25 protein-coding genes are annotated in these 21570 nt (G+C 70.4%); 17 read left to right on the plus strand and 8 right to left on the minus strand.

The window, feature by feature from the left end; all coding sequences use genetic code 11:
- Window positions 1-10 precede the first annotated feature (10 nt).
- Entirely contained in the window at window positions 11-781 is a 771-nt protein-coding gene (locus ACFWZ2_RS36560; RefSeq protein WP_384553257.1) for an ABC transporter permease, read from the minus strand.
- Window positions 778-1755, minus strand: coding sequence for an ABC transporter ATP-binding protein (locus ACFWZ2_RS36565; protein WP_384553259.1), 978 nt, complete (start codon window positions 1753-1755; stop codon window positions 778-780). The genes ACFWZ2_RS36560 and ACFWZ2_RS36565 overlap by 4 nt, the downstream gene beginning before the upstream one ends.
- A 111-nt stretch (window positions 1756-1866) precedes the next feature.
- Between ACFWZ2_RS36565 and ACFWZ2_RS36570 the strand changes: the two genes are divergently transcribed.
- Entirely contained in the window at window positions 1867-2646 is a 780-nt protein-coding gene (locus ACFWZ2_RS36570; protein WP_384553261.1) for a formate/nitrite transporter family protein, read from the plus strand.
- A gap of 16 nt (window positions 2647-2662) precedes the next feature.
- On the opposite strand, the gene ACFWZ2_RS36575 is transcribed toward ACFWZ2_RS36570, so the two are convergent.
- Window positions 2663-3469, minus strand: a complete 807-nt coding sequence (locus ACFWZ2_RS36575) for an aminoglycoside N(3)-acetyltransferase (RefSeq protein ID WP_384553263.1) — start codon at window positions 3467-3469, stop codon at window positions 2663-2665.
- 161 nt (window positions 3470-3630) lie between these two features.
- Here ACFWZ2_RS36575 and ACFWZ2_RS36580 point away from each other — a divergent pair, with 161 nt between their 5' ends.
- From ACFWZ2_RS36580 to ACFWZ2_RS36615, 8 genes are all read left to right on the plus strand, one after another.
- On the plus strand, window positions 3631-4380 hold the full coding sequence (locus ACFWZ2_RS36580; protein ID WP_384553265.1) for a helix-turn-helix transcriptional regulator: 750 nt from the start codon (window positions 3631-3633) through the stop codon (window positions 4378-4380).
- Entirely contained in the window at window positions 4377-5798 is a 1422-nt protein-coding gene (gene sufB / locus ACFWZ2_RS36585) for a Fe-S cluster assembly protein SufB (protein WP_384553267.1), read from the plus strand. The genes ACFWZ2_RS36580 and sufB overlap by 4 nt, the downstream gene beginning before the upstream one ends.
- A 93-nt stretch (window positions 5799-5891) precedes the next feature.
- A complete protein-coding gene (sufD, locus tag ACFWZ2_RS36590) occupies window positions 5892-7073 on the plus strand; it encodes a Fe-S cluster assembly protein SufD (RefSeq protein WP_384553268.1) in 1182 nt (393 codons plus the stop codon).
- On the plus strand, window positions 7070-7387 hold the full coding sequence (locus tag ACFWZ2_RS36595; protein ID WP_384553270.1) for a bifunctional 3-phenylpropionate/cinnamic acid dioxygenase ferredoxin subunit: 318 nt from the start codon (window positions 7070-7072) through the stop codon (window positions 7385-7387). The genes sufD and ACFWZ2_RS36595 overlap by 4 nt, the downstream gene beginning before the upstream one ends.
- A 7-nt stretch (window positions 7388-7394) precedes the next feature.
- Entirely contained in the window at window positions 7395-8159 is a 765-nt protein-coding gene (gene sufC, locus ACFWZ2_RS36600) for a Fe-S cluster assembly ATPase SufC (RefSeq protein ID WP_384553272.1), read from the plus strand.
- Entirely contained in the window at window positions 8156-9412 is a 1257-nt protein-coding gene (locus ACFWZ2_RS36605) for a cysteine desulfurase (protein WP_384553274.1), read from the plus strand. Before sufC ends, ACFWZ2_RS36605 begins: the two co-directional genes overlap by 4 nt.
- A 16-nt stretch (window positions 9413-9428) precedes the next feature.
- Window positions 9429-9902: a Fe-S cluster assembly sulfur transfer protein SufU gene (sufU, locus tag ACFWZ2_RS36610; RefSeq protein ID WP_384553276.1), complete on the plus strand. Its 474-nt coding sequence runs from the start codon at window positions 9429-9431 to the stop codon at window positions 9900-9902.
- Window positions 9899-10246 carry a metal-sulfur cluster assembly factor gene (locus ACFWZ2_RS36615; protein ID WP_384553278.1) on the plus strand — a complete coding sequence of 116 codons (348 nt, stop codon included), beginning with the start codon at window positions 9899-9901 and terminating at the stop codon, window positions 10244-10246. The genes sufU and ACFWZ2_RS36615 overlap by 4 nt, the downstream gene beginning before the upstream one ends.
- A 50-nt stretch (window positions 10247-10296) precedes the next feature.
- Here ACFWZ2_RS36615 and ACFWZ2_RS36620 read toward each other — a convergent pair whose 3' ends face one another.
- From ACFWZ2_RS36620 to ACFWZ2_RS36630, 3 genes are all read right to left on the minus strand, one after another.
- Complete coding sequence (locus ACFWZ2_RS36620; protein WP_384553280.1) at window positions 10297-10455, minus strand: hypothetical protein; 159 nt, start codon at window positions 10453-10455, stop codon at window positions 10297-10299.
- Between the two features lie 151 nt (window positions 10456-10606).
- Window positions 10607-12916 (minus strand): tetratricopeptide repeat protein, encoded by a 2310-nt coding sequence (locus ACFWZ2_RS36625; protein WP_384553281.1) that lies wholly within the window; start codon window positions 12914-12916, stop codon window positions 10607-10609.
- A 51-nt stretch (window positions 12917-12967) separates the two neighbouring features.
- Window positions 12968-14050 carry an oxidoreductase gene (locus tag ACFWZ2_RS36630; RefSeq protein ID WP_384553283.1) on the minus strand — a complete coding sequence of 361 codons (1083 nt, stop codon included), beginning with the start codon at window positions 14048-14050 and terminating at the stop codon, window positions 12968-12970.
- Between the two features lie 105 nt (window positions 14051-14155).
- On the opposite strand from ACFWZ2_RS36630, the gene ACFWZ2_RS36635 reads away from it, so the two are divergent.
- A complete protein-coding gene (locus tag ACFWZ2_RS36635) occupies window positions 14156-14494 on the plus strand; it encodes a DMT family transporter (RefSeq protein WP_384553328.1) in 339 nt (112 codons plus the stop codon).
- Entirely contained in the window at window positions 14494-15039 is a 546-nt protein-coding gene (locus ACFWZ2_RS36640) for a TetR/AcrR family transcriptional regulator (RefSeq protein ID WP_384553285.1), read from the plus strand. Before ACFWZ2_RS36635 ends, ACFWZ2_RS36640 begins: the two co-directional genes overlap by 1 nt.
- Here ACFWZ2_RS36640 and ACFWZ2_RS36645 read toward each other — a convergent pair.
- Window positions 15011-15901: a winged helix-turn-helix transcriptional regulator gene (locus ACFWZ2_RS36645; protein ID WP_384553286.1), complete on the minus strand. Its 891-nt coding sequence runs from the start codon at window positions 15899-15901 to the stop codon at window positions 15011-15013. The genes ACFWZ2_RS36640 and ACFWZ2_RS36645 overlap by 29 nt on opposite strands.
- 105 nt (window positions 15902-16006) lie before the next feature.
- Between ACFWZ2_RS36645 and dapD the strand changes: the two genes are divergently transcribed.
- On the plus strand, window positions 16007-17008 hold the full coding sequence (gene dapD, locus ACFWZ2_RS36650) for a 2,3,4,5-tetrahydropyridine-2,6-dicarboxylate N-succinyltransferase (protein ID WP_384553288.1): 1002 nt from the start codon (window positions 16007-16009) through the stop codon (window positions 17006-17008).
- An 18-nt stretch (window positions 17009-17026) separates the two neighbouring features.
- Here dapD and dapA read toward each other — a convergent pair whose 3' ends face one another.
- Entirely contained in the window at window positions 17027-17920 is an 894-nt protein-coding gene (gene dapA / locus ACFWZ2_RS36655; protein WP_384553289.1) for a 4-hydroxy-tetrahydrodipicolinate synthase, read from the minus strand.
- A gap of 182 nt (window positions 17921-18102) precedes the next feature.
- Here dapA and ACFWZ2_RS36660 point away from each other — a divergent pair, with 182 nt between their 5' ends.
- From ACFWZ2_RS36660 to ACFWZ2_RS36680, 5 genes are all read left to right on the plus strand, one after another.
- On the plus strand, window positions 18103-18468 hold the full coding sequence (locus tag ACFWZ2_RS36660; RefSeq protein WP_384553291.1) for a hypothetical protein: 366 nt from the start codon (window positions 18103-18105) through the stop codon (window positions 18466-18468).
- 216 nt (window positions 18469-18684) lie between these two features.
- Complete coding sequence (locus ACFWZ2_RS36665; RefSeq protein WP_384553293.1) at window positions 18685-19056, plus strand: SDR family oxidoreductase; 372 nt, start codon at window positions 18685-18687, stop codon at window positions 19054-19056.
- Between the two features lie 31 nt (window positions 19057-19087).
- Window positions 19088-19888 (plus strand): SGNH/GDSL hydrolase family protein, encoded by an 801-nt coding sequence (locus ACFWZ2_RS36670; protein WP_384553295.1) that lies wholly within the window; start codon window positions 19088-19090, stop codon window positions 19886-19888.
- Window positions 19889-19979: 91 nt separating this feature from the next.
- A complete protein-coding gene (locus tag ACFWZ2_RS36675) occupies window positions 19980-20714 on the plus strand; it encodes an antibiotic biosynthesis monooxygenase (RefSeq protein ID WP_384553297.1) in 735 nt (244 codons plus the stop codon).
- A gap of 98 nt (window positions 20715-20812) precedes the next feature.
- Complete coding sequence (locus ACFWZ2_RS36680) at window positions 20813-21556, plus strand: SRPBCC domain-containing protein (RefSeq protein WP_384553298.1); 744 nt, start codon at window positions 20813-20815, stop codon at window positions 21554-21556.
- Window positions 21557-21570: the final 14 nt, after the last annotated feature.

The following is a 21570-nucleotide window of genomic DNA, read 5'->3' on the forward strand; positions in this document are numbered from 1 at the left end:
CGGACCCGCCTCACTCCCAGCGGAAGAACCTGGCCGCGGCGCCGAGCCCGACGACCGCCCAGACGGCGAGGATCCCGAGGTCGCCCCACGGCATGCCCGCGCCGTGCTGCAGGACGTCCCGCAGTCCGTCGGAGAGCGCCGAGATGGGCAGCAGCCCGAGGACCGACTGGGCCGCGTCGGGGAACTTGTCGAGCGGCACGATCACGCCGCCGCCCATCAGGAGCAGCAGGAACACGAGGTTCGCCGCCGCCAGTGTCGCCTCGGCCTTGAGGGTGCCCGCCATCAGCAGGCCGAGCCCGGAGAAGGCCGCGGTGCCGAGCACCAGGAGCAGGAGTACGGCGAAGGGGTTGCCGTGCGGCGACCAGCCGAGCGCGAAGGCGATCGCCGTGAGGAGGACGATCTGCAGCACCTCGGTGACCAGCACCGAAAGGGTCTTCGCCGCCATCAGGCCCCAGCGGGGCAGCGGGGATGCGCCGAGCCGCTTGAGCACGCCGTACCGCCGCTCGAAGCCCGTCGCGATGGCCTGCCCGGTGAAGGCCGTCGACATCACGGCGAGCGCGAGGATGCCGGGCGCGAGGAAGTCCACGGCCTCGCCCTTGCCCGTGTCGACGATGTCCACCGCGCTGAACAGCACGAGCAGCAGGGTCGGGATGACGACGGTGAGGAGCAGCTGCTCGCCGTTGCGCAGCAGCATCTTCGTCTCCAGGGCCGCCTGCGCCGCGATCATGCGGGGGAGCGGGGCGGCGCCCGGCTTCGGCGTGTACGTACCGGCGGCGCTCATCCGCGCAGCTCCTTACCCGTGAGCTCCAGGAAGACGTCTTCCAGAGTGTGGCGTTCGACCGAGATGCGGTCCGGCATGACCCCGTGCTGGGCGCACCACGAGGTGACCGTGGCGAGCAGCTGCGGGTCGACCGTGCCGCTCACGCGGTAGGCGCCCGGGGTCAGTTCGGCCGCGGCCGAGTCCGGCGGCAGCGCCTTGAGGAGCGAGCCGACGTCCAGGCCGGGACGGCCGGTGAAGCGCAGGGTGTTCTCGGCGCCGCCCCGGCACAGCTCGTCGGGGCTGCCCTGGGCGATGACCTTGCCCGCGTCGATGATCGCGACGTCGTCCGCGAGCTCCTCGGCCTCGTCCATGTGGTGCGTGGTGAGGATGACGCCGACGCCGTCGCGGCGCAGATCGCGCACGAGGTCCCAGGTGGCCCGGCGCGCCTGCGGGTCCAGGCCCGCGGTCGGCTCGTCGAGGAAGACCAGCTCCGGCCTGCCGACCACGGCCATGGCGAGCGCGAGGCGCTGCTGCTGGCCGCCGGACAGGCGCCGGTAGGTGGTGCGGCCGCAGCTTTCGAGGCCGAGGCGCTCGATGAGGGCGTCCACGTCCAGGGGGTGCGCGTGCAGTGTGGCGACGTGGCGCAGCATCTCGTCGGCGCGGGCACCGGAGTAGACGCCGCCGGACTGGAGCATCACGCCGATCCGGGGCCGCAGCGCGTCGGCCTCGCGGACCGGGTCGAGACCGAGGACGCGGACGGTGCCGGAGTCCGGCTTCCGGTAGCCCTCGCAGGTCTCGATGGTGGTGGTCTTGCCTGCGCCGTTGGGGCCGAGGACGGCGGTGATGCCTGCCCCGGCCGTCAGGTCGAGACCGTCGACCGCGGTCTTTGTTCCGTACCGCTTGACCAGACTCTGGATCTCAACGAGAGGGTGCGACGCGGAGCGTCTCGTTGAGGGGCGGTGGCCGGGAGACGGGCGGGCGGGCTCGTTTCGCATGGTGAGCAAGTCTAGGGACGGGTCCGAGGTCCCGGGCGGGCGGGGCGGCGGTCCTCTCCTTGGTGACCTTTTCCGGTCATACGGGGACGGGGCGGGACCTAGCGTCGATACGTGACCAGCATCGCGGAGAACGTCGAGGAGACATCCGAACAGGCGGCGCACAAGGCGCACGACCTCAGACGCACCCCGCGCTACTTCGTCTCCGCGGTCCTCGCGGGCGCCTACATCGGGATCGGCGAGGTGCTGCTCCTGGTCGCGGTGTCGCCGTTCGTGGCGGCAGGTTCCTCGGCGGTGAAGCTGCTCGAAGGGGCGGTCTTCCCGATCGCGCTGACGATCGTGATGTTCGCGGGCGCGCAGCTGTTCACCAGCAATGTGATGGTGATGCTGATCGGCGCGCTGACCGGCCGCACCGGCGCGCGGGACCTGGTGGGCAGCTGGGTCCTCTCCCTCGCCGGGAACTTCGTCGGCGCCTTCCTCTTCGGCGCGATGGTGCACGCGTCGGGCGTGACGTCGACGCCGTCCGCGCGGGCGATGCTCGCCGAGATGATCCACGGCAAGGAGGCGCTGGCCGGCGGGCAGCTCTTCTGGCGGGCCGTGCTCTGCAACTTCCTCGTCTGCCTGGCGATCTGGATGTTCTACCGGGCCAAGGGGGACGGCGCGAAGATCTTCGTGCTGTGGATCCCGGTCCTGGTCTTCGTCGCGGTCGGCTTCGAGCACTGCGTGGCGAACATGGCGCTGTTCGCCCTGGCGATCCTGGACGGCGGCGCGGGCCTCGCCGACCTGCTGCGGAACCTGCTGTTCACGGTGCCGGGCAACATCGTGGGCGGTGGCCTCCTGGTCGCCGGTTCCTACTGGTTCATGGGGCGGCCGGAGCGCGAGGAGGACCTGTGAGGGCTACGCCACGGGTCTACGCCACGGGGCGGGGCCGGTGCTCCGCCAGCCACCGCTCGGCGTACGCGACGGCGTCCGCCACGGGGAAGAGCCGTGACTCCGCCGCGCCCACGAAGCCCCGTACGACCGCCGTGTCCTTCTCGAAGTCCGCCCCGAGCTCGTCGAACCGGTCGTCCGTGATGGACGGCTCGCGGACCGTCTTCCAGCGGCGCCCCTGAGAGGTCATCACCGCGAAGGAGTTCTCCACCTCGGGGGCGGGGATCCGGTATTCGGCCAGGTGGAAGGCGGTGCAGGCGTCGAAGCCCGCACCGAGCAGCAGGACGCGGGCGCCCGCCTTCTCCAGACGGGCGAGGGGGCTGCGCTCGCCGAGCCGGCAGTCGCGCGCGTGCCCCGCGGTGATCGAGGCGGCGGCGGGGCCGACCGCCGCGAAGGAGGTCTGCGGGTGCGCGCTGCGCAGCACGCCGGGCCAGCTGCGCACGGTCTCGGGGATGACGCCGACCCCGCGCGTGGGCGTGGTCAGCGGGTCGTACGCGGGCATCGACGCGCGGATCACCGGCCACCAGCTCTCGGGCACGGGCGGGTTCTCCCACTCCGCGGGGTCGGAGTTGTCCCCGGAGTGGGTGGGGACCACCAGTGTGCCGTCGGGGCCCAGTGCGTCGAGGAGCGCCTGGACGAGTGCGACCGCCCCGCCGCTGACCCAGCCGAGTGCACTGAGCGAGGTGTGCGCGAGGAGTGTCTCGCCGGGCCGTACGCCGAGCGTCAGAAGCTCGCCCGCGAGCGTCTCGCGGGTGCACAAAGGGCCGGTGGGAGGGGGTGTCGCCATGGTTCAGGAGTGTCCTGCACGGCCCTTGGCGGCGCCACCGATTTGATCGATCAGTGATCGTTTCCGCAGGTCAGCTTAGGTATGCCTAAGTGATGCAGCGCACCAACCGACGATCAAGACGCGGGTTGTCAGGCTCTGAGGAATTACGCAACAATGGCGTTGTGAAAAACGTTGGCGAGGCTCCGCAGGAGGAACTCGCGACCGGGGAGCGATCCACACGCAACCGGGTCGCGCGGTCCATCCTGGACCACGGCCCGTCCACCGTCGCCGACCTCGCGGGGCGCCTCGGCCTCACCCAGGCCGCGGTCCGCAGACACCTCGACGCACTCGCCCATGAGAACGTCGTCGAGCCCCGCGAGCAGCGGGTCTACGGCGCGCGGACCCGGGGCCGCCCCGCCAAGGTCTTCGCCCTGACCGACTGCGGGCGCGACGCCTTCGACCAGTCCTACGACAAGCTGGCCGCCGACGCGCTCCGCTGGATCACCGAGCACCACGGCGAGGGCGCGGTCGTCGAGTTCGCCAGGGCGCGGATCGCCGCCCAGGCCGAGACGTACAAGAAGGCGATCGACGCCGCACCCCCGGAGCAGCGCGCCGAGGCTCTGGCGAAGGCATTGACCACCGACGGGTACGCTGCTACGGCGCGTAGCGCACCGGTCGGCGAGCAGCTCTGCCAGCACCACTGCCCGGTCGCCCATGTCGCCGAGCAGTTCCCGCAGCTGTGCGAGGCGGAGACGGAGATGTTCTCCACGCTGCTCGGTACGCATGTGCAGCGCCTTGCCACCATCGCCCACGGAGACGGCGTCTGCACGACGTTCATTCCGCGCAGCGGCGGCAGCGGCAGCGGCGGCAGTACCACCACACGGACCACCACATCAGCATCAGCAAGCACGGCCGGGAGGAACCCCGCATGACTCTCCCCACGGAGACTGCCCACCCTGAGCTCGAGGGCCTGGGCAACTACGAATACGGCTGGGCCGACTCCGACGCGGCCGGTGCCGCTGCCAAGCGCGGTCTGAGCGAGGACGTCGTCCGCGACATCTCCGCGAAGAAGAACGAGCCGGAGTGGATGACCAAGCTCCGCCTCAAGGGCCTGCGCCTGTTCGACAAGAAGCCCATGCCGAACTGGGGCTCGGACCTCTCCGGCATCGACTTCGACAACATCAAGTACTTCGTGCGCTCCACGGAGAAGCAGGCGGAGTCCTGGGAGGACCTGCCCGAGGACATCAAGAACACGTACGACAAGCTCGGCATCCCCGAGGCGGAGAAGCAGCGCCTCGTCGCCGGTGTCGCGGCCCAGTACGAGTCCGAGGTCGTCTACCACCAGATCCGTGAGGACCTGGAGGAGCAGGGCGTCATCTTCCTGGACACCGACACGGCGCTGAAGGAGCACCCGGAGCTCTTCAAGGAGTACTTCGGGACCGTCATCCCCGTCGGCGACAACAAGTTCGCCTCGCTGAACAGCGCCGTGTGGTCCGGCGGCTCCTTCATCTACGTCCCCAAGGGCGTGCACGTCGAGATCCCGCTCCAGGCCTACTTCCGCATCAACACGGAGAACATGGGCCAGTTCGAGCGCACGCTGATCATCGTCGACGAGGACGCGTACGTTCACTACGTCGAGGGCTGCACCGCGCCGATCTACAAGTCGGACTCGCTGCACTCCGCCGTCGTCGAGATCATCGTGAAGAAGGGTGGCCGCTGCCGCTACACGACGATCCAGAACTGGTCGAACAACGTCTACAACCTGGTCACCAAGCGCGCCGTGGCGTACGAGGGCGCGACCATGGAGTGGATCGACGGCAACATCGGCTCCAAGGTGACGATGAAGTACCCCGCCGTCTACCTCATGGGTGAGCACGCCAAGGGCGAGACGCTCTCCATTGCCTTCGCGGGCGAGGGCCAGCACCAGGACGCCGGCTCCAAGATGGTCCACATGGCGCCGAACACGTCCTCCAACATCGTCTCCAAGTCGGTGGCGCGCGGCGGCGGTCGTACGTCGTACCGCGGCCTCGTCGAGATCGGTGAGGGCGCCGCCGGATCGAAGTCGAACGTGCTCTGCGACGCGCTGCTCGTCGACACGATCTCGCGCTCGGACACCTACCCCTACGTCGACGTCCGCGAGGACGACGTCTCCATGGGCCACGAGGCGACCGTCTCCAAGGTCTCCGACGACCAGCTCTTCTACCTGATGAGCCGCGGCATGACCGAGTTCGAGGCCATGGCCATGATCGTGCGCGGCTTCGTCGAGCCGATCGCCAAGGAGCTGCCCATGGAGTACGCCCTGGAGCTGAACCGGCTGATCGAGCTGCAGATGGAGGGTTCGGTCGGTTAACACCGGCCGTGGCCCGGCCGGTCGCACACCGGCCGGGCACCCCGCAGCAGCGAGCAGACTTCTTTAACGCAGAGAGAGAGCACGACGACAGCCATGGCTGAGGCTCAGAACATCCCGGTGGGATCGACCACCGCAGGATCGATCGCGGTGGCCGCCGAGTCCACCGTCGCCACCCGCATGAGCGCGCCCCCGTCCTTCGACGTGGCGGACTTCCCGGTCCCGCACGGCCGCGAGGAGGAGTGGCGGTTCACGCCGCTGGAGCGCCTGCGCGGGCTGCACGACGGCACCGCGGTGGCCGACGGCGGCATCCGGGTCGAGGTGACCGCTCCCGAGGGCGTCACGCAGGAGACCGTCGGCCGGGACGACGCGCGCGTCGGCAAGGCGGGCAAGCCCGTCGACCGCATCGCCGCCCAGGCCTACACCTCCTTCGAGAAGGCCTCGGTCGTGTCCGTCCCCAAGGAGACGGTCCTCACCGAGCCCATTCGGATCGCCGTGCACGGCGAGGGCGGTACAGCCTTCGCGCACCAGGTCATCGAGCTGGGCGCGTTCGCCGAGGCCCTGGTCGTCATCGACCACACCGGTGACGCCGTGCTCGCCGCCAACGTCGACTTCATCGTCGGCGACGGCGCCAAGCTCACCGTCGTCTCCGTCCAGGACTGGGACGACAAGGCGGTGCACGTCGCCCAGCACAACGCGCTGATCGGCCGCGACGCCTCCTTCAAGTCCGTCGTCGTCACCTTCGGCGGCGACCTGGTCCGCCTGCACCCGCGCGTCACCTACGCGGGCACCGGCGGCGAGGCCGAGCTGTTCGGCCTGTACGTCACGGACGCGGGCCAGCACCAGGAGCACCGCCTCCTGGTCGACCACAACACCCCGCACTGCAAGTCGAACGTCGTCTACAAGGGCGCGCTCCAGGGCGACGACGCCCACGCGGTGTGGATCGGCGACGTCCTCATCGAGGCCGCGGCCGAGGGCACGGACACCTACGAGATGAACCGCAACCTGGTTCTGACCGACGGCGCCCGTGTCGACTCGGTGCCGAACCTCGAGATCGAGACCGGCGAGATCGTCGGCGCGGGCCACGCATCGGCGACCGGCCGCTTCGACGACGAGCAGCTCTTCTACCTCCAGTCCCGCGGCATCCCGGAGGACGAGGCGCGCCGCCTGGTCGTCCGCGGCTTCTTCGCCGAACTGGTCCAGCAGATCGGCCTGCCGGACGTCGAGGAGCGCCTCATCGCCAAGATCGAAGAGGAGCTGGAGGCGACGGTCGCATGACCTTCGTACGCGCCTGTGGCCTGAGCGAGCTCGCGGAGGACACCCCGAAGCGGGTGGAACTCGACGGCACGCCGGTCTCGGTCGTCCACACCGAGGGCGAGGTGTACGCGATTTACGACATCTGCTCGCACGCGAACGTCTCCCTCTCCGAGGGCGAGGTGGAGGACTGTCAGATCGAGTGCTGGCTGCACGGCTCCAGCTTCGACCTCCGCACCGGCAAGCCGTCCGGCCTTCCCGCGACGCGCCCCGTCCCCGTATACCCCGTAAAGATCGAAGGGGACGACGTGCTCGTCTCCCTCACCCAGGAGTCCTGAGGCACCCATGGCAACGCTTGAAATCAAGGACCTGCACGTCACCGTCGAGGCCGACAACGCCACGAAGGAGATCCTCAAGGGCGTCGACCTGACCGTGAAGCAGGGCGAGACCCACGCCATCATGGGCCCGAACGGCTCCGGCAAGTCGACGCTCGCCTACTCCATCGCGGGTCACCCCAAGTACACGATCACGCAGGGCACCGTCACCCTCGACGGCGAGGACGTCCTGGAGATGTCCGTCGACGAGCGTGCCCGCGCCGGCATGTTCCTCGCCATGCAGTACCCGGTCGAGGTCCCCGGCGTCTCGGTCTCCAACTTCCTGCGCACGTCGGCGACGGCGATCCGCGGCGAGGCCCCCAAGCTGCGCACCTGGGTGAAGGAGGTCAAGTCCGCGATGGAGCAGCTCCAGATGGACCCGGCCTTCGCCGAGCGCAACGTGAACGAGGGCTTCTCCGGCGGTGAGAAGAAGCGCCACGAGATCCTCCAGATGGAGCTCCTGAAGCCGAAGATCGCGATCCTCGACGAGACGGACTCCGGCCTGGACGTCGACGCCCTACGCCAGGTCTCGGACGGCGTGAACCGCGTCCGCGAGACCGGTGAGGTCGGCACCCTGCTGATCACGCACTACACGCGCATCCTGCGCTACATCAAGCCGGACTTCGTGCACGTCTTCGCGAACGGCCGCATCGCCGAGTCCGGCGGCGCCGAGCTCGCCGACAAGCTGGAGGCCGAGGGCTACGAGGCCTACACGAAGGGTGGCGCATCCGCGTGACACAGCTGCCGGGCCTCCTCGACACCGAGGCGATCCGCAAGGACTTCCCGATCCTGGATCGCCGGATCCACGACGGCAAGAAGCTCGTGTACCTGGACAACGCGGCGACCTCCCAGACGCCGCGCCAGGTCCTCGACGTACTGAACGAGTACTACGAGCAGCACAACGCCAACGTTCACCGCGGCGTGCACGTCCTCGCCGAGGAGGCCACGGCGCTGTACGAAGGCGCCCGTGACAAGGTCGCGGAGTTCATCAACGCGCCCAGCCGCGACGAGGTGATCTTCACCAAGAACGCCTCCGAGTCCCTCAACCTCGTGGCCAACATGCTCGGTTGGGCCGATGAGCCCTACCGCGTGGACCACGAGACCGAGATCGTCATCACGGAGATGGAGCACCACTCCAACATCGTTCCGTGGCAGCTGCTCTCGCAGCGCACCGGCGCGAAGCTGAAGTGGTTCGGCCTGACCGACGACGGCAGGCTCGACCTCTCCAACATCGACGAGATCATCACGGAGAAGACGAAGATCGTTTCCTTCGTGCTCGTGTCGAACATCCTCGGCACGGTCAACCCGGTCGAGGCGATCGTGCGCCGCGCCCAGGAGGTCGGCGCGCTCGTCCTGATCGACGCCTCGCAGGCCGCCCCGCACATGCCGCTCGACGTGCAGGCGCTGCAGGCCGACTTCGTGGCCTTCACCGGCCACAAGATGCTCGGCCCGACGGGCATCGGCGTCCTGTGGGGACGGCAGGAGCTCCTGGAGGACCTCCCGCCCTTCCTCGGCGGCGGCGAGATGATCGAGACCGTGTCGATGCACTCGTCGACGTACGCTCCCGCGCCGCACAAGTTCGAGGCGGGTACGCCCCCGGTCTCCCAGGCCGTCGGCCTGGGCGCGGCCGTGGACTACCTGTCCGCGATCGGCATGGACAAGATCGCCGCCCATGAGCACGCGATCACCGAATACGCGGTCAAGCGTCTCCTCGAAGTCCCGGACCTGAAGATCATCGGTCCGTCGACGGCGGAGGACCGGGGCGCCGCGATCTCCTTCACGCTCGGCGACATCCACCCGCACGACGTGGGCCAGGTCCTGGACGAGGAAGGCATCGCGGTCCGCGTGGGTCACCACTGCGCCCGCCCCGTCTGCCTCCGCTACGGAATTCCTGCGACCACGCGAGCGTCGTTCTATCTGTACTCCACGCCCGGCGAGATCGACGCTCTCGTCGACGGCCTGGAGCACGTACGGAACTTCTTCGGCTGAGGGGCTGGCTGGGAACGTGAAGCTGGATTCGATGTACCAGGAAGTCATCCTGGACCACTACAAGCACCCGCACGGGCGTGGTCTGCGCGATGGCGACGCCGAGGTGCACCACGTCAACCCGACGTGCGGCGACGAGATCACGCTGCGCGTCAAGTACGACGGTTCGACGATCGCCGACGTGTCGTACGAGGGCCAGGGCTGCTCCATCAGCCAGGCCAGCGCGTCCGTCCTGAACGACCTGCTCGTCGGCAAGGAACTCGCCGAGGCGCAGAAGATCCAGGGCGTGTTCCTGGAACTGATGCAGTCCAAGGGCAAGTTGGAGCCGGACGACGCGATGGAGGAGGTCCTGGAGGACGCCGTCGCGTTCGCCGGGGTCTCCAAGTACCCGGCGCGCGTGAAGTGTGCTCTGCTGAGCTGGATGGCGTGGAAGGACGCGACGGCCCAGGCGCTCGGTACCGACGCCGACGTCGCTGAGAGGAAGACCGCATGAGCGAGAACGGTACGCAGGAAACTCTGACGACCAAGCCGGCCTCCGAGGAGGAGGTCCGCGAGGCGCTGTACGACGTCGTCGACCCCGAGCTGGGCATCGACGTCGTCAACCTCGGCCTGATCTACGGCATCCACGTCGACGACGCCAACATCGCCACCATCGACATGACGCTGACGTCCGCGGCCTGCCCGCTGACCGACGTCATCGAGGACCAGGCGAAGTCCGCCACGGACGGCATCGTCAACGAGCTGCGGATCAACTGGGTCTGGATGCCGCCGTGGGGCCCGGACAAGATCACGGACGACGGACGCGAGCAGCTGCGGGCGCTCGGGTTCAACGTCTGAGCGATCGACCATGGAGAGGGCCCCGGCAGCGATGTCGGGGCCCTTTCGCGTCACCGGCGCCGTCGCACCGCCTCGGTGAAGACGCGGAAGGCCGCGATGCGTTGGTCGCCTCGCAACCCTCGGAGAGTGGCGAGATGGCCGATGAACAAGGTGACGATCACCAGCAGTGGTAGTCCGGCCAACACCAGGAGTTCGTGGGTGACGGGCATGGGTTCAAGCCTTCCGACGTGATGAGCAGGTGCCGCGATTACTGGGCACCACGGAACCCGGGCACCGGGGCGAGGGCCATCGTCCATGGGGCACGGGAACGCCGAATGGCAGGTCAGGGTGGGGGCCCGGGATATCCCGGCGGGACGGGCCCTAGCGATGGAAGCCGCGGTCGGGATCGCGGGCGTCGTCCGCGCGGAAGGGTTTGAACCAGTCCTCGGCCTCGAGGTTGGCAATGCCGAGATGCTGGTGGACGAGACTGCGGGAATCCTCGATGCCCTGCGACCATGGCTCGTACAGGAAGAGCACATCGGTGTCTTCGAAGAGCGTGTCGTAGCAGAGGCCCCAGTCCCAGTCGTCATGGTGCGCGGGCAGATCGGCCACCCATGGGGACACGAACTCAGGCTCGTCGACCACCATGGTTGAAGCATGTTCGATGGCGATGTGCAACGCCATCTCCTCGCCCGTGCATGTGGGGAGCGGCCACTTGCCGGCTTTGATGTCAGCTGCCAGGTCGTGGAAGCAACGTGCCATGCGACGGCGCCACTGTGCGTCCATGCCCCAGGTCAGAACTGGTAGGTCACTGTAGATGTAGGCGTACTTGTGCCGGAGGTCGATGCGCCGTTCGCCGATCTCGTCCACCACGTCGTAGGCCATGTCCGCAGCGTTTTCGAGAGCTCCTTCCAGAACGCACAAGGTTCGAGCGGTCGGGCCGTAGTAGCCTCCCTCGTCCTCCCAGTCCTCTTCTTCGGCGTTCTCTTTGACGGGCGACGCCGGCGGGGTGAGGGGTTCCGGAACCGGGCGGGAGTCCGCCCTGGGCTCGTTGTAGTAGGACTCCGACACCTCGTCCCCGGCCCGTGCGGCCCTCCAGTACCAATCGCCGGCGGTACGCCTGTCCTGGTTCCGGAAATGAAGGTTTCCCATGAGGCGCAGCGCCAGGACGTCGCCTGCGTCGATCGCGAGCTGGAGCCATTGGATGGCCTCCTGCCTGTCACTGCGTTCGTACAGGAGCCCCAGAGTGCGCAGCGCGTCCACATCGTTCGCCTCTGCCAACGGGAGCAGGGCGCGTCGGCCGACGTCCATCCGGTCGTTGGCGTGCGCGGCCAAGGCGATACTGAAGCGCTGGTGGCGCTGGTGTCCCAGGCTCAGGACGATGTCCCAGATACGTTCGGGGATCAGCTCGGGGGAGGCACCTCGTTCCTGAAGGTGGGCGTCCAGCAGATAGTCGAATGCTCGGAGTCCCTCCCCTTCGGGAATCAGCAGACGTGTCACCCCGTCGTCATACGGGCTGCCGGCCCAGGCCAGGGCTTCGTCCATGGACTCGGGTCGGATCAATTGCTTGTTCCGGCCCGGCAGGTACTCCTCGTGGAGTTCTTCGAGCAGGTCCACGGGCAATGGCTCAACGAGTCCTGCCAGTGCGATGTCGATGGCTGTCCATACCAGAGCGGCACCTCGCGGATGCCCGTCCACGACGGAGGCGCTGATCAGTTCCCGCCAGAGTTGAGGGCCTGCGGCCAGGGTTTCGGAGATGCCGAAGTCTTCGGACTGCTCGAGGGCAAGGCGCAATCGATCGTCATGCTTGGATCGCAGGTGTTCTCTGACACGCTCCAGCTCCGATGGTGACCACAATCGCGGCACCTCGAACTCCTCGGCAAGCCGTACCAGTTCATTCGACGGGAAGTCCGCGCGGATCCGTGAGCGCATTGTGCCCAGCAGCACGGTTCCTGATCTGCGCAGGGCCCTGATGTCCTGCAAGGTCAGCCCGCCGGGCCCCAGGAACTTCTCCGTGTCGTTGAGCCAGAGAACGCATCCCGTGTCGGATTTGGCGGCACGGACGGCTTGGGTGACAGCGTCCGGCAGCTCACTGACATGGCTCGGCGCGACGAGCAGGTGGTCGGGCATCACGTTCCGCATCGCTTCGTAGGCGCAACGCGTCTTGCCCGCTGTAGAGGCCCCCACGAGCAGGATCACACCGCCGTCGTCGCGGACTCGGGCCAGTGCCGTTCGGACCGCGGAGTCGACGTCCCGGGGGATGTAGTCCGGCACGGCGTTTCCGGCCGATGTGGTGCGCGCCCGATGCACCTTGAGTTCCAGTGGATCCGCGTCGCGTACCAGGAGTGTCGCGACGTGTGACGCCGAAGCTGCTGGCGGCGCACTCTGCGCGCGTTTGAAGAGGCGCTCCCAGTCCCGACGGTCGAACTTTCCTCGGGGCAGTGAGGCGGCCTTCTCCAGGGCAGTGAGGAAGGATTCCACGACGGACCACGAAGCGGGGATCCGATCGCCCTTCTTCCAGGCGCTGATAGCCGATGTGCTGCAACTCGGCCGCCCCTCCTTATGTGAAGCCCTGGCGATCATCGCCAACGTGGGCCTTGTCCTGCCCGTGCGTGCCGCTTCAGCGATGGCCGACCGGACGGCGTCGGCGAACTCCGCGCGAGCTTCGGCTGCTAATGCTGCGTGTTCCATGGCAGGGATGGTGCCGGACAGCACTGACAACTCGTGTGCAGCTCCACGAATTCAACGATGGGCCGAGGGTGGGGCGGGCTGCTGGGTCGCCGCGGTCAAGGTGTGGGCCAGGCCCTCCTTGCGGATGCGGCGGTCGATGTAGAGGAGGGCGGTCACCAGGGGCAGGAAGAGGGTGGCGAGGAGCTGGGTGAGCAGGGTGCCGACCAGGCCGAGCAGGGCGTACAGGCCGAACTGGGAGCGCAGTTGGTCGAAGAGGAGTTCCGAGGTGTCCGTGTCGGGGGTCACCTCGGGGGGCTGGGGCGCGGCGAACTGCAGGGGCAGCCGGAAGGCCAGGGACACGATCGCCACGATGACTCCGGCGAGCAGCGAGATGCCGAACGTACGCCACCAGGCGCCGCGCACGAGGCGTGCGGAGCGGCGCAGGGCGGTGAGCGGGCCCGCCGATTCCAGGACCGCCGCCGCCGGGGCGAAGGCGAACAGGACGTACAGCCAGGCCGCCAGCGGGAGCACCAGGAGGAAGAGCAGGAAGACCAGGCCGAAGGGGGCCGTCGAGTCGGTCAGGACCGTCACGAAGAACGAGACGAAGAGCAGGGTGAACGCCGCGAGCGGCAGCAGCAGGATCAGGGCGAGCAGCAGGGTCACGCCGGTCACCGCCGGGGTGCGTGACCAGGCCCTGCGCCAGACGGCGCGGAACGGGGCGGGGCGGCCGAGGACCGCCTCGTGCAGGGTCGCCGCGCAGGCCGCCTGGATGAAGGAGTTCACCGCGAGGCTGGCGAGCAGGCCGGTCGCCCAGACCGCGCCGAACGCGAGCAGCAGCGGTCTGCCGTGCTCCCACGAGAACGTGGCGCCCGGCTCGTACAGGGCGTGGAAGTGGTCGCGGGTGGCGGCGTAGGCGAGCAGGAGCGCGGCCGTCATGACCGCGGCGAGCAGGGCGTACGCGGCGCCGGCCGTGCCGAACAGGGGCTTGGCGTAGCGGCGCATCGTGGCGAACGTGCCGCCGAGGACGTGGTCCACGCCCAGGGGCGCGAGCGGGATGACGCCGGGCTTGGGGGGTGGTGGGGGCGGCGGTCCCCACGGGTTCGGATGCCAGCCGTACGGGCCCGGCTGCGGCCCCCACCCCGATGTGTCCGACATTGCTCTTGCGCTCCCTGGTGCGTGTGATGCGTTCTGTGGCCCCCCACAGCGATCACGTCACCCTAACCGGTGTGTTCCCGTTGTTGCGTACGGGCGTACGCATCGATATGTACACTCGTACGCATGGGATACGCACTGCTGGCCGCGGCCATCGCGGCGGAGGTGGCCGGGACCACGGCCATGAAGTACAGCGAGGGGTTCAGCAAGTTGTGGCCCTCGCTCATCACCGTCGCGGGCTATCTGCTCGCCTTCACGATGCTCGCGCAGACGCTGAAGACGCTGTCCGTGGGCACCGCCTACGCGATCTGGGCGGGCATCGGCACCGCCGCCGTCGCCGCGATCGGGATGGTCTTCCTCGGCGAGACGACCAACCTGGTCAAGGTCGCGGGCATCGCGCTCGTCATCGCGGGGGTCGTCGTGCTCAATCTGGGCGGGGCGCACTGATGGGCCGCCGGTACGACCCCGAGCGCCGGCAGCGGATCATCGACGCGGCGATCCGCGTGGTCGGCAAGAAGGGGATCGGCGGGCTCAGCCACCGGTCGGTCGCGGCCGAGGCGGATGTGCCGCTCGGCTCCACGACGTATCACTTCAAGACGCTCGACGAGCTGATGGTCGCCGCGCTGCGGCAGAGCAACGAGGGCTTCGCCAAGGTGATGGCCGCGAGCCGGGCCTTCGAGGATCCCGGGGCCGATCTCGCGGCGGCGCTCGCGGGGGTGCTCGGCGAGTGGTTCGCGGGGGAGCGGGCGGGGGTCGAGCTGGAGTACGAGCTCTACCTCGCGGCGCTGCGCAGGCCCGCGCTGCGGCCGGTGGCCGCCGAGTGGTGCGCGGGCCTCGCCGAGGTGCTCGAACGCCGCACGGATCCGGTCACCGCGCGCGCCCTCGTCGCCCTGATGGACGGGATCTCCCTGCAGGTGCTGCTCACCGGCGGCGAGTACGACGCGGCGTATGCGCGCGAGGTGCTCAACCGGATCCTGCCGTCAGGCGGTTGACCGCGGTGAGCGCCGCGTCGACGCTCGCCGTCACGTCCGTGATCGGGTACTGCACGTCGCGCACCACCCGGTCGCGGTCCACCACCAGCGTCAGCCGCTTCAGCCGGCTCACGCCCGCCGCGCGGAACGTCGGCAGGCGCAGGGCCGCCGTGAGCGCCAGGTCCGCGTCCGAGAGGAGCGGGAAGCGCAGGCCCTCCTTGTCGGCGAACGCCCGCTGTTCGTCCGGGCGTTGGGACGATACGCCGTGCACGCGCGCGCCCGCCGCGGTGAACTCCGCGAGCTGGTCGCGGTAGGTGCAGGACTCCAGGGTGCAGCCGCGCGCGCCGGGGATCCCGGACCAGCCGGGCGGGTAGGCGTCCTTGCGGGCGTACGCGCCGGGGAAGCAGTACAGGACGGTGTACGGGGTGTCGGCGGCCACCGGGTCGCGCGGCTCTCCGTCGTGGCCCAGGAGTTCGAGCGCGGGCACGCGGGTGCCGAGCAGCTCGTGGACCCGCCGGGCCTCCAGGGACGCCTGCGTCGTGGTCGCCATCGTCTCTCCTTCTCCCGTCACCCAGGTGTCGCCCCAGTCCTGGAGGGCGACCAGGACGGGCAGCAGTGCGCGGCCGCGCGGCGTCAAGCGGTACTCGTGGCGCGGCGGGCGGTCCTGGTAGGGGACGCGCGCCAGCACGTCCGCGTCGACCAGGAGGCGCAGCCGCTCGGCCAGCACCTTGCGGGACACGCCCAGCTCGCGCTGGAGCCCGTCGAAGCGGTGCACCCCGCGTGCCGCGTCGCGCACGATCAGCAGGGTCCACCAGTCGCCGACGACGTCCAGGGCCTGCGCGATGGCGCAGTGGTCGTCGTCGAGTCGGGTCCGTTGCGGCATGCCGCTCATGCTGCCACAGTCAGTTCCCAAGAGGAACCCACTCGGTCCCGACCGGACGCTGAGACCGGTTCGCCCGCGCGGTGCCCGTCCGGTTAGGTTTCACCCATGACCGACACCACACCTTCTTCCCCCGCAGGTCGCACCACCGGCGCCGTCGCCGCAGGCCTCGCCACCGTCACCGCCGACGGCACCGTTCTCGACACCTGGTTCCCCGCGCCCGAGCTCGTCGCCGAAGCGGGCCCCGCGGGCTCCGAGCGGCTGACCGCCGAGCGCGCCGTGGAGCTGCTCGGCGAGGGTGCCGCCAAGGCGATCGGCCCGGACGCCCGCCGTGGCGTCGAGGTCGTCGCCGTCCGCACGGTCATCGCGTCCCTCGACGACAAGCCGCTGGACGCCCACGACGTCTACCTGCGGCTGCACCTGCTCTCGCACCGCCTGGTCAAGCCGCACGGCGTGAACCTGGACGGCCAGTTCGGCTTCCTCGCCAACGTCGCCTGGACCTCGCTCGGCCCGGTCGCCGTCGACGACGTCGAGAAGGTCCGCCTGAACGCCCGCGCCGAGGGCCTGCACCTCGCCGTGACCTCCATCGACAAGTTCCCGCGCATGACGGACTACGTCGCGCCGAAGGGCGTCCGCATCGCCGACGCCGACCGTGTGCGGCTCGGTGCGCACCTCGCCGAGGGCACGACCGTCATGCACGAGGGCTTCGTGAACTTCAACGCGGGCACGCTCGGCACCTCCATGGTCGAGGGCCGCATCTCCGCCGGTGTCGTCGTCGGCGACGGCTCGGACATCGGTGGCGGCGCCTCCACGATGGGCACCCTGTCCGGCGGCGGCAACGTCCGCATCGTCATCGGCGAGCGCTGCCTCGTCGGCGCCGAGGCGGGCGTCGGCATCGCGCTCGGCGACGAGTGCGTCGTCGAGGCCGGTCTGTACGTCACGGCCGGTACGCGCGTGACCATGCCCGACGGCGAGATCGTCAAGGCCCGCGAGCTCTCCGGCGCCTCGAACATCCTCTTCCGCCGCAACTCGGTCACGGGCACGGTCGAGGCCCGCCCGAACAACGCGGTCTGGGGCGGCCTGAACGAGGTTCTGCACAGCCACAACTGACCTGGCCGCGCGCGCCATTCAGGCCGAGAGTGCCTCGTACGCCGCCCGCAGCCCGTCGGTCGCCTCGCGGGCGGCGGGCAGCAGGGGCGCGCGTACCGGTCCCGAGGGCAGTCCGAGCGTGCCGAGCAGGGCCTTCGCGGTGACCGCGCCGGGCAGGCCCGATGCCATCATGAGCTCGATGAGCGGGGTGGCGGCGAGCTGTCCGCCGCGGGCCCCGGCCGTGTCGCCCGCGTCGAACGCGTCGAGCACGGCGCGCAGTCGGCGCGGGATCGCATTGGCGACCGTGCTGATGTGGCCCGCGCCGCCGACGGCGTACAGGGCGAGGTTGTACTCGTCGCAGCCCGCGTAGTAGGCCAACTCCGTGCGGGAGATGACCTTCTGGCTGCCGAGGATGTCGTACGCGCAGTCCTTCACGCCCACGATCCGCGGATGGTCCGCGAGGCGCAGGATCGTGTCCGGTTCGATGCGGGTGCCGGTGCGGCCGGGGATGTCGTAGAGCAGGACCGGGAGTCCTGAGGCGTCGGCGACCGTGCGGAAGTGGGCGGCCACGGCGTCCTGCGGCGGCTTGCTGTAGTACGGGGTGACCACCAACAGGCCGTGCGCGCCCGCCTTTTCGGCCGCCCGGGCCAGCTCGGCGGTGTGCCGGGTGTCGTTGCTGCCGACGCCCGCGACGATCCGGGCCCGGTCGCCCACCGCGTCGGCCACGGCGCGGACGAGCGCGGACTTCTCCGCGTCGGACGTGGTCGGCGACTCGCCGGTGGTGCCGGACAGGACGAGCCCCTCGCAGCCCTCGGCCACCAGGTGGTCGGCGAGGCGCTGCGCGCCGTCGAGGTCGAGGGCGCCCGCCTCGGTGAAGGGCGTGATCATCGCGCACAGGGCGCGGCCGAAGGGGGCCGGGGTTCGGGAGGTCATGACTGCAGTGTTCGGTACGCGTCGCTGAAGCTCCACTTAATTCTCCTACGAGATGGCGGACAGAAACGCTAAGAGGTGGCAGGTGCCGGGGGTAGCCGGGCCCGCTGCGGGTACCCGGCCGGCGCGGCGCTCCACATGGCGGGCGCGGGAGACGGTCCGAACGAGCCGAGGAAGGCGCACCGATGGCGAACACGCCGAAGAATCCGAAGGAACTGCTGGCGCGCGCGGACGTCACGTCCCGTGCCAGGCACGGGGCTGCGGCGGTCAGGGACCAGGTGCGCGGCACCGCGGCGCAGGTCAAGGACAAGGTGGCCGAGGGGGCCGCGCACGCCGAGGAGTACCGCGCGGTGGCCCAGGTCGAGGAGAAGGTGACCGAGGCCGCGCGGCGGGTGCGGCACGGCACGCCCGAGCCGGTGCGGGCCGCGGCGGGCACGGTCGCACGGACCGGGGGAAGGCACCCGCGCGTGCTGGCGGCCGTCGCGACGGCCGCGGCCGCACTGCTCGCCTGCGCGGCGCTGCGCCGCCGCAGGCGGGACGACGGGGCGTGAGTCCGGTCGGCTGACGCGGGGGTGGCGCTCCGGCGCCTGGCATGACCGGTCGCGGGCCGCGCGCCCGGTCGCGCGGCGCCGACGAGGGCGGCGACGCGGAGCGTTGGCGACCGACGACAACGCCACAGATGTGCGCACCGGACCCCGCGTCCCGCGGCATGATCCGCCGGACACGCCCCGGGCCCGGAGGCGTGACGGGAGTTGTACGACGTCAACGTGACCGGCGTCGGGCGGACGATCACCGCGGCCGTCCCGTATCCGCGGGCGAGTGGCGCGGGCAGCGTCGTGAACATGACGTCCCAGGCAAGGGCGCGGCCCGGGGGCAGTTCCCTTCCGTACGCGGTCGTGCCGGGCATGATCGGCACTCCGTGGTTCGACGGGGTCGAGGGCGTGGCGGCCGCGGTGGAGGCCGTCGCGGAACGGCTGCCGCTGGCGCGGTCCGGGCGTCCCGAGAGCGTCGCGGAGGTCGTCGTCGACCTCGGCAACTCCTCGTACATCACCGGGGAAGTGCTGCTCGTCGACGGTGGCGGGCGGCTGCTCCGAGGCGTCGCGGACGGTCGCCCGCCGGTCGGCGCGGGCCCGCGTTGACGGGTTCGCGCGGCCGGAGGAAGCTCGGGCCATGACCACGAGGCAGCAGCATCCCTTCGCCCGCTACGTCGCGATCGGCGACAGTCAGACGGAGGGGCTCGGGGACGGCGACGAGCGGCACGGCTACCGCGGCTGGGCCGACCGGCTCGCCGAGCTGCTGGCCGAGCGGAACCCCGACCTCACCTACGCCAATCTCGCCGTGCGCGGCCGCGTGACGGCACGGATCAAGGCCGAACAGCTGGGCCCCGCCCTGGCGTTGAAGCCGGATCTCGTCACCGTGATGGCGGGCATGAACGACCTGGTGCGGCCGGGCTTCGACGTGGCGCGCGTCGCCGCGGACATCGAGGAGATGTTCACCGAACTCACCGCGTCGGGCGCCCGCGTGGCCACCGTGACCTTCCCCGACATCGGGCGGATCTCGCCACTGGCGCGGCGGGCGCTGCCCCGTGTGCTCGATCTGAACGCCCGGATCCGCGCGGCCGCCGACCGGCACGGGGTGGCCGTCCTCGACACGTTCCCGCACCGGGTCACCACCGACCCGCGGCTGTGGAGCCCGGACCGGCTGCACGCGAGCCCGCTCGGGCACGCCAGGATCGCCGCGGGGATGGCGGACATGCTGGGCGTGCCGGGGCACGAGGGCTGGCTGGAACCGCTGCCGCCGCTGGCCCCGCAGTCCGTGCTCGGCGAGGTCACGGCGGAGGCGCGCTGGTTCGCCGGGTTCATGGGGCCGTGGGTGTGGCGGCGGGTGCGGGGGCGTTCCTCGGGGGACGGCAGGGCGGCCAAGCGCCCCGATCTCGGCGCGGTGACCGCACCGGATCCCGAACGGGCTTGACCTGAAGCATGGTTGAGGTCGGAGTGTGGGGTGTGCCCGGGGCCGGACCCGCCCGGGCACCGAGACACCGACACGGATGGAGGGGACAGCCATGTCCACGACCCCGACCCTGACCACCGGCACCCACCCCGACCCGACCCGCGCCGACGCCGGGCTCACCTTCATCAGCACCTGGAGCACCGGCTCGCCCGAGCGGCAGCGGGCCACCCTGGACGCCATCGCCGCGGCCTGGAAGAGGCCCTGGCCGCACGAGGGTCTGCTCTCGTACGCGGTGTACGCGGGCGCCGACGGCGACACGATCCTGCACCACTCGCAGTGGCGCGACGAGGAGGCGTACGAGGACTTCTTCGCGAGCGCCACGAACGGCAGGGACGCGCGGAACGCCGACGTCGACGCGGCCGTGCCCGGCATCGAACGCCTCGGCCTGACCAAGACGCGCCTGTACCGCAGCTGGACCGACGGGCGGGGGCGCGCGGGCCGGGAGCCCGGCGCGATCGTGATCGTGCGGGTCGACTTCGAAGGACCCGACGCCGACCGCCAACGCGCCTGGGTGGACGGGGTGGTGGACGCCCTGGACGGCGACACCGTCGGGGACCGGGGGCTGCTCGCCGCGCACTTCCACGTCAGCACCGACGGCAGGCAGGTCGTCAACTACGCGGAGTGGACCGCCGAACAGGCCCACATCGACGCGCTCGCCGCCGCGGGCAGCGGGGTGGGCTCGCCGACGCCGCAGTGGCAGCGGGTGCGGGACTTCCCCGGTGTCGTCGCCGATGACGTGGTCGCCCGCTACCGGTTGGCGCACGCCTTCGTACCGCGCGGAGCGTAGATCCCGCACACCGTCCCGCGGGCCGCGTGACCTGCCTGGACAGCGGCCGTCGTCGGCGGGACGGTGGAGCCGCGCAGGGCGAGGCGAGGGGGGACGGCATGAGCGGCGCGGGAACCGGCAAGGAGTTCGAGATCGCCAGGGAGTTCGAGGTCGACGCCTCGCCGGCCGAGGTCTGGGACGCGCTCACCACCGGCGCCGCGGGCTGGCTCAGGCCCCTGCGGTACGAGCCCCGCGAGGGCGGCGCCGCGCCCTCCGGCGGCACCGTCACCCGCTGGGACCCGCCGCACCGCCTCACCGCCCGCGTCGAGGACCCGGACCGGGTGCCCGGCCAGACCCTCAGCCAGGTCGACCACACCATCGAGCCGCGCAACGGCGGCCGCCGCGCCTGGGTGCGCTACGTCCGCAGCGGCGTCTTCGCCGACCACTGGGACGCCCAGTACGACGCCGTCGCGCAGTACACCGACTTCCGCCTGCACACGCTGTGCGAGTACCTCACGTACTTCAAGGACCGCACCGCCGTGCACTCCGCGGTCAGCGGCCCGTCCGCGTCGGCCGCCCCGGACGCCTTCAGGAGGCTCGGCCGCGCGCTGGCCCTGCCCGACGACGCCACGGAGGGGGCGCGCGTCCGGGTCAGGGCCCCCGGGGAACCGCTCGACGCGGTGATCGACTTCCGCAGCAGACACTTCATCGGGCTGCGCACGGACGACACCCTGCACCGCTTCTTCGGCCACCATCGCTTCGGCGCCCCGGTCGCCGTCAGCGTGCACGACTTCGGGGCGCACGCGGACGGCAAGCACACCGAACTGGCCTGGCAGGACTGGCTGGACCACCTCTACGGATGAGGCGGTCCAGCCGG

This window comes from Streptomyces sp. NPDC059002, from assembly GCF_042740435.1.
Lineage (GTDB): Bacteria > Actinomycetota > Actinomycetes > Streptomycetales > Streptomycetaceae > Streptomyces.